Raw genomic sequence first — 6,879 nt, 5'->3', positions numbered from 1 at the left:
TTTATCTTCTAATTCTATCCCAGATAAATTTTTCAGTATATTCTGCTATCTGCTTTTGAGAATACTTCAATACTGTAAAATCATCATCTCCAATAATTCCATGAATATATTCTTGTTTTATTTGAATTGGAGGAAATCCATAAAACATTCTCTGCCAAATTAGGTCAAAAGATTTTTCTAAAAAGCTTAATGTTTGTTTTACCTTTTCTGTATTAATTATATTACTTAATAATTCTTTTCTTTTGATATTAGACAGAACTTTCACTTTAAAAACTTCTTCTTCAAAATTCACAAACTCTTTAAAATCTACCTCATCATTTAACCCATAAAATTTATTATATTTTACATAATCTATATCGTCAAAAAATTGAACTACAAAATCATTCATAAAAATAACATTTGGATTCCTATCACTTGTTGAACCGACATAATTTTCTGTAAAAGACATGTCTCCACCTAATGTTTCTAAATAAGTTATCATTAATGGAAAATGATTAATATTTTTGACTTGTTTATTTAAAATTATTAAGCGTAATTCTTCTTCTACTTTAGGACTTAAACTAAATATCTCTTCACAAATTGCGTTTCTCCAAATTTGGATATAGAAAAACATTCTAATTAATGAAACCTCCTCAAAATTCAAATGATTAATTTGATTAAGGTTTACGTTTCTTAATTTCGGGATAATATCACTAGAAAACTTAGATTCAAATTCAGTAAAAGATTTTTCACAAGTATTACAAAAAACATAATCAACAGAAAAAGGTATTTTTCTTGCATTCTCAAGCTCTTCATCTGTTGGAGGTCTACCCAATCCTTTTTCTAAATTTACTTCATCAATCCTCTGAAAATTAAATTCAACAAAGGGATTTCCATTTGATATATCAAAATAATATCCACGTTCTCTTTCGTTCGTTCCACCAATATTTAAGCACTTTCTTATAACACCATCAGATAAATAGTGGGTGTTTTTTTTTGTAGCTTCTTTTTCCTTACATAGAGCACAAATCATATCTTATATTTTAAAGAATGGGTTATTCATTACATTTTAAAAATTAAATCTAATAATTCAAAAACTCCAATGCTTTTTGAATTTAGCTTAAAGAAGTCAATAAGTTATATTCTATCTAAAATAAGAACACCTTTTAAAACGCTTCTATGTACGCAGTGTTTAGATTTTCATTTACATAAATTGGTAAACTACCTCGATTATGAATTTCAGCAGTTACAACGGTTGAAGGGTGACCATAATTGTTATTAGTGCCATATGAAAACGGGCAAAATAAAGTTTTGTTTAAAAAAGAAGACTCAAAACATTTTAAATCTCCATGATGCGGAATCTGTACTGTACCAATAAATGTCCAAAAATTTCGATAAATACTATCTATACTAATAACATTAAAATCACTATCTCCACTATAAACACAACCTACATCATTAGTAAAACTTCTTTTAAAAAAATGTGGTTTATATGGAATAAAAATTCTTTTCTTGTAAGTTTTATAGCTATCTTCTGTTGGTCCTGAGTATAAAATCATAGAGTTTTGATTTATTTTACCTTTTAATGAGTCGTATATTTGCTGAAATAATTTCCCCCCTTTTTTTACCGTTAAATTAATATCACTAACTATTTCATCTAACGTATATTTAGCATCATTCTTTAACTTACTAACATTAAAACCAGCATTTCTTAATTTGTTCTCTAAATCAGTACTTCTTTGAGGGTATTCAAAATTATAAGGAATAAAAACCCAATCAGGTAATTCTGTTGATAATAAAAGTTTTGTTCCGCTTTTTATTTCTGTATTAGTTTCTAGAGTAGAGATATCCATATTTTCCTGATTTTCCAATATTTTTTGAGGTGATGAAGAATTCACATAAATTATTTTTGTTTTTTCTCCAAAAAACGAAGCAGGATTTCGAATAAGCTCAATAAAATCAAAACCTAGTATTCGATAGAGGTTTATTAAAAAAAACTTTTCATTTTCATGTAATAATGGCATAACGACTATTTCAATATTAGCAACGCTATTTTTTAGTGTAGGAATTAATGAGACATGGTCAAAATCAAAATGGGAAATGAATAAGATTTTTATCACATCTGTTTTTTTAAAACTCTGAGAAACTGTTTTAGATGCTCTTTTAGATTTTTTCCAATTCCCACAATCAAAAACAATATTTAAATTATCATGTTTTTCAGTGTAAAATGCTCCTTGACCAATTGGATGAAATATTCTCTGCTTCATATTTTTTTGTAATTCTATAATTTAAGGTAAAAAATTTATGATGATAAACTCATATAACTTTGATTTAATGTTAACTTCTATATCAGTTGTGTCTAATTATTCAGTAAACTTATCTAGCTTACCTTGAATTGATTTCATATCTAATAAACCACTTCCAATTTGTATAGCTTTTTTATAAAAAGGAATGATATATTTTGGGTAGCTCCTTTTCTTAAAGGCATTTGTCTCTTTCTCCATTTTCTGATGTCTTAAATCACCAAATTTCAATAATAACTTAGTAGCTCTTTCAATCTCTACAGGTCTTTTTCTGTCCGATATTTTTTCTACTAGATTGTGAAACTCAACATCACTTTGATGAATATCATCTTTATTTTCATAACGAGTGAGTTGCTCTCCAACCTCAACTGTTTCGATATTCGGAATATTAAATCTAATGTTATGCCCTTCATACATATCATATAATTCATTATACCAAATTCCCGAATCATGCCATTCCCCATATATCTGTACCGAATTTTTAATTCGAAAGCCTTGTAGTCCATCAACTCCTCCCATTATTGTAATTCTAGTTGGCATTGGAAAACACCCAATAACTTCTTTGTCTTCTTTATAACTAGAAAACGAATCTATATAGAGCTTTTTGAATGTTGTAAAAAAAACCAATATCTTTTCAATTCTCGGATAAAAAAATTCTTCAACATTAAATGATGAAATCCCAAGATTTTCAATTATAATAGGCTCTGAATCGTGAAGTATATAATCTGTATCACTTAATGCATATGCAGAATGAAAAAATGTATTTCTAATCTCTTTATAGTGGTTTTCATTAAAAAAATTAATGATATTTTTTTTATCAGCATCATGCAAAAGCTCTAATAATGCCTCCTGTTTCTCACCAATTCCTAATAGTCTTTCATATTTTTTTGTTTTCCAATACAGATAAGAAGAAGGCTTAAATCCAAGCTTGACATTACATAAACTACCAATAATGTTATAAAAATCACTATTCTCAAAAAATGTTGAATATATTAGTGCTCCAATTCTTGTCTTTTCTTTTCCAGTTAATTCTAGATAAAGCGATTTATAAAATTCAATTGCATCAAACCATTCATATAAATTAGTCATCAATTTATGAGTTCCCATACCTCTATAGTTCAATAAAGTCAATACAAAATCAAATTCATTTATATCTTTTGCTTCTTGAAATAATATTTCTAAATCATTAATAACTTCTTCCATTAGACATTTTTAAATTATCATTATCCTACTAAATAATAGTTTTACTATATATCACTGATTTAGTGAGTTTTTTTTTGTTTTTGTCCTATATTTTCTTTTATTATTTCCTTAAGAACTTCTTCTCGCTTTTGTATAAATTTTTTGAAATTCTCAAAACTTAATCCCACTAGTTCTGGTATCAACAAAGAGTTTCTTATCCCTTTATTTGTTTTCTCTTGTTCTTTAATCCAAATATCAAGCTCTCTCTTGTTCTTTGATTTATTCTGTTCTTCAGACAGAAGAGCTAAATTTAAAGTTGTATTCCAGTAATCTCTATAAAAGTCAATATCTTTTTGATTCGCGAGAAAGTTAAAATCAGAATTTTCAAACTGACTTTTTGGATGCAAATGGTCAATATTAGGGTTTTTAAACTCGAAATTAAACTTGGGAAATAAAAGAGATAATACATAAAAACTATCTAAGCTATCATATGAAGTCCTAAGCACACTTTCTATTTTCTCATCATCCATTATGAAACTACGATTTGTTCCTTTAAACCTCTCTTTTAATCTAATTAAAGGAAATATACTCTCTGAATTTTCATCTAATACTTGTTTTATTGATTTCAAAAAACCATCGGAGCTTCCACCAAATAATTTATTCAATAAGGATAAATGCAAGTAATTTTTTATAACTCTTTTGTTTTCTAAATATTTATTTTCTTTGTTTAGTTCATGAAAACTATCATTGACAAAAACATAATAAATAATAGGAATAACTGCATTTTTTGACCTTAGAGCATGATTATTAAACGAAAGGGATTTTACAAGCTCAAAACTTGATTTTATACTCTTAGTAATTTTTCCCCATTCAGATTTAATCTTTTGAATTGTCTCTCCTTGAAAGTTTTTTAATGCAAATCGAATATCTGTAGAGAATAAGACTAAGCAAGTTTTCAATACAAAGTCTTGGTTAATAATAAAACCTATTTCTTCAACTTGTCTAATTAATTCGTCAATCTCTTCACGTGCACCTTTTGTGGATTTTCCTTTTTCCCATGAAGCAGTAATTATTGACATTAGCAAATCAGCAAACGATAATGTTGTTCCTCCTGAATTTGTCCTAATGAACTCATACAATACTTTATCAAAATCTTGGTTTTTCTCCAAAAAGAAGTTAATTATTGCCTTTTCATTTATCAATTTATACAACCTAAGTAATGTCTCTCCTGCAAATCCACCTATATCGAGTTTATTTCTTGATAAATATTTAATTACATGATGTTCTTTTTCAAAAGCTAAAACCTCTCCAACTTCAAACCAAAAACAAGGAATTTCACACTTATTTCCCTCTTCATCTTCAACTAACTTGACCTTTTGTTTATATTGTTGTTCATGTTCATTATGAATTAAAAATCTAAAATCATAAACTTTTTTTTCATCATCATTTATGATGGGGTTCAGAAGGTCAAGAAATAATTTACGGCTAGGATAGTCCTCTTCATCCTTTTTATATTTCTTCTTTCTATATACATAACGTTTATAAGCATAAGCTCCTTTTAATCCAATATATAAACTATTAAGTCTTTGTTGTCCATCAATTACTGCTTGAAAATCTTTATAACCTCTTGTATTTCTCTCTTGATTATTCCCTCCTTTATATTCTTGATATTTTTTAAGAAAATCATAAAATCTAAAATTATTTTTGATTTCCGAATCCGTTACAGACCAAAACATAAAAGTATTAATTGGATAATCTTGCATTATAGAATCAAAAAGAAACTCTATTTGTTTTGTATTCCATACAAAACGCCTTTGAATTGAAGGCAAAAGCAAATCGCCTGAATCAATTTTATCAATCGCATTTTTGATGGTTATTGCTTTCTCTAATTCATTTGCCATTTTTTGATTGTGATTGTTTTAACACCCTACAACATTGTTTCTATATTCAACTACATTCTAGGATTGATTTCTTTGTGAATTTATTCATAAAAAATATTAAAGACAAATAGATTATTATCAAATTTTCTTAAAAATTGTTGTAAATACTTATTTTAAAATGGAACTTTTATTCTCAAACCACTTAAAACTCTAATCCTTTTTTTTCATCCCCCAATATTGGGCTAGATTTTCAACATAATCAGAAGAACTTTTCCCTATGTACAACAAAAAATCTTTCTCTGTAGAATGTCCTGTAATATTCATTAAAAGAGGTGTAGGAATAGTAGCATAATAGTTGCTTGCAAAACTTCTACGACAGATGTGTGATGTAACCAACTCCCATTTTTCGTACACTCCTTTCTCTTTACGATTTGTCTTTTTACTAACCTTCCCTCCATTTACTCGATAAACAAGACCTGCTTCTTTTGCTACCTCTTTTATATACTTATTAAATAACGTTTTACTACTTTCTAAATTATTCGAAAAAGTTTTAGGAAATTCCCAGTTTCGAGACTCTAATATTTCAATGACTTTAGGATGTAATAATACATTTACTTTCTTCTTAGTTTTCTTCTGGGTTACTTCTATCATTTTCAATTTTCCTTTTTCTATTATATTTTCCTTCCTCATAACTAACAAATCACTAACTCTTTGTCCCAAGTAACACCCCATAACCAACCAGTCTTTTGCATCTTTTAAATACTCCTCTGAAAATTTAGTTTTTGCGATTAAATCTATCTCCTTAAAATCCAAGAATATACTTTCAACCTTCACAGAAAAACCTTTAATAGCCTCTAACTGTGAACTTACCTCTATCCCATTATTCTTAGCATCTAAACAAATTGTTTTAACAAATTTAATATCTCTACCAGCAGTATTCATACTCATTCTTTCATCAACTAATAAGAATTTTAAATAATCCTCTCTGAAGTTTAAATTAACATCTTTTAACTTTAGTTTCACTTTTCTACTGACTTCATATTTTCTTAGTTTTCTCCGAATAGTTTTATATTTCTTAATAGTAGCAACTGAAACCCCAACACCACCTTTTGGATTCGTTTTAGTAGGTAGCCTTTTTATAAAATCTTCAGCATAATTCACTACAAAATCTAATTTATTTTCTTTACTTCGATTGAAGTAAACATCTATTACATTAGTTAACCAAGAAGAATTGATTTCAACTCCTCTTGATATCTCTTTGTTATAAGAAGTTATAATTTTGATTTTTAAAGCCTCTAAACTAGTGCTCAGATTGATTAAATCCTCATTAACTTTAGTCATCTTGATAGTTCCTTTTTTTCTATTAAAGAACTCGGGATTAACTAATAATGAAGTACTCTTTCTTAATAAAATCTTATTAGAACCAGATAATCGAACATAAATTGTGGTTGGATTACTTTTCCCTTTGATAAAAAACTTTACACTTGCCATAAAATTAAATTTGGTAAGTTTTCTAAAGAAATTTGGTGGTGCTG

The 6,879-nt window shown here is 27.4% G+C and carries 5 protein-coding genes; all 5 read right to left on the bottom strand.

Annotation, left to right across the window (positions count from 1 at the left end):
* Nucleotide 1: 1 nt before the first annotated feature.
* Nucleotides 2-1,012, bottom strand: coding sequence for a hypothetical protein (locus Q0881_RS17555; RefSeq protein ID WP_299163234.1), 1,011 nt, complete (start codon nucleotides 1,010-1,012; stop codon nucleotides 2-4).
* Between the two features lie 133 nt (nucleotides 1,013-1,145).
* Nucleotides 1,146-2,246, bottom strand: coding sequence for an MBL fold metallo-hydrolase (locus Q0881_RS17550; protein WP_299163231.1), 1,101 nt, complete (start codon nucleotides 2,244-2,246; stop codon nucleotides 1,146-1,148).
* 96 nt (nucleotides 2,247-2,342) lie between these two features.
* Nucleotides 2,343-3,485 (bottom strand): hypothetical protein, encoded by a 1,143-nt coding sequence (locus Q0881_RS17545; RefSeq protein WP_299163228.1) that lies wholly within the window; start codon nucleotides 3,483-3,485, stop codon nucleotides 2,343-2,345.
* Nucleotides 3,486-3,544: 59 nt separating this feature from the next.
* Nucleotides 3,545-5,365, bottom strand: coding sequence for a DUF262 domain-containing protein (locus Q0881_RS17540; protein ID WP_299163226.1), 1,821 nt, complete (start codon nucleotides 5,363-5,365; stop codon nucleotides 3,545-3,547).
* Nucleotides 5,366-5,554: 189 nt separating this feature from the next.
* Nucleotides 5,555-6,879 (bottom strand): phage integrase SAM-like domain-containing protein (locus Q0881_RS17535; RefSeq protein WP_299163223.1); only part of this gene is annotated, 1,325 nt, incomplete at its 5' end.

This window comes from uncultured Tenacibaculum sp. (genome assembly GCF_947494125.1).
Taxonomy (GTDB): Bacteria; Bacteroidota; Bacteroidia; order Flavobacteriales; family Flavobacteriaceae; genus Polaribacter.
The sequence above is the reverse complement of the archived record's forward strand: the minus strand, read 5'-3'. Positions and strand labels throughout refer to the sequence as shown.

Bases quoted from the DNA above. Each gene is read 5' to 3' on its own strand.
- Q0881_RS17555 (WP_299163234.1), bottom strand. From the start codon at position 1,012: ATGATTTGTGCTCTATGTAAGGAAAAAGAAGCTACAAAAAAAAACACC.
- Q0881_RS17550 (WP_299163231.1), bottom strand. From the start codon at position 2,246: ATGAAGCAGAGAATATTTCATCCAATTGGTCAAGGAGCATTTTACACT.
- Q0881_RS17545 (WP_299163228.1), bottom strand. From the start codon at position 3,485: ATGGAAGAAGTTATTAATGATTTAGAAATATTATTTCAAGAAGCAAAA.
- Q0881_RS17540 (WP_299163226.1), bottom strand. From the start codon at position 5,365: ATGGCAAATGAATTAGAGAAAGCAATAACCATCAAAAATGCGATTGAT.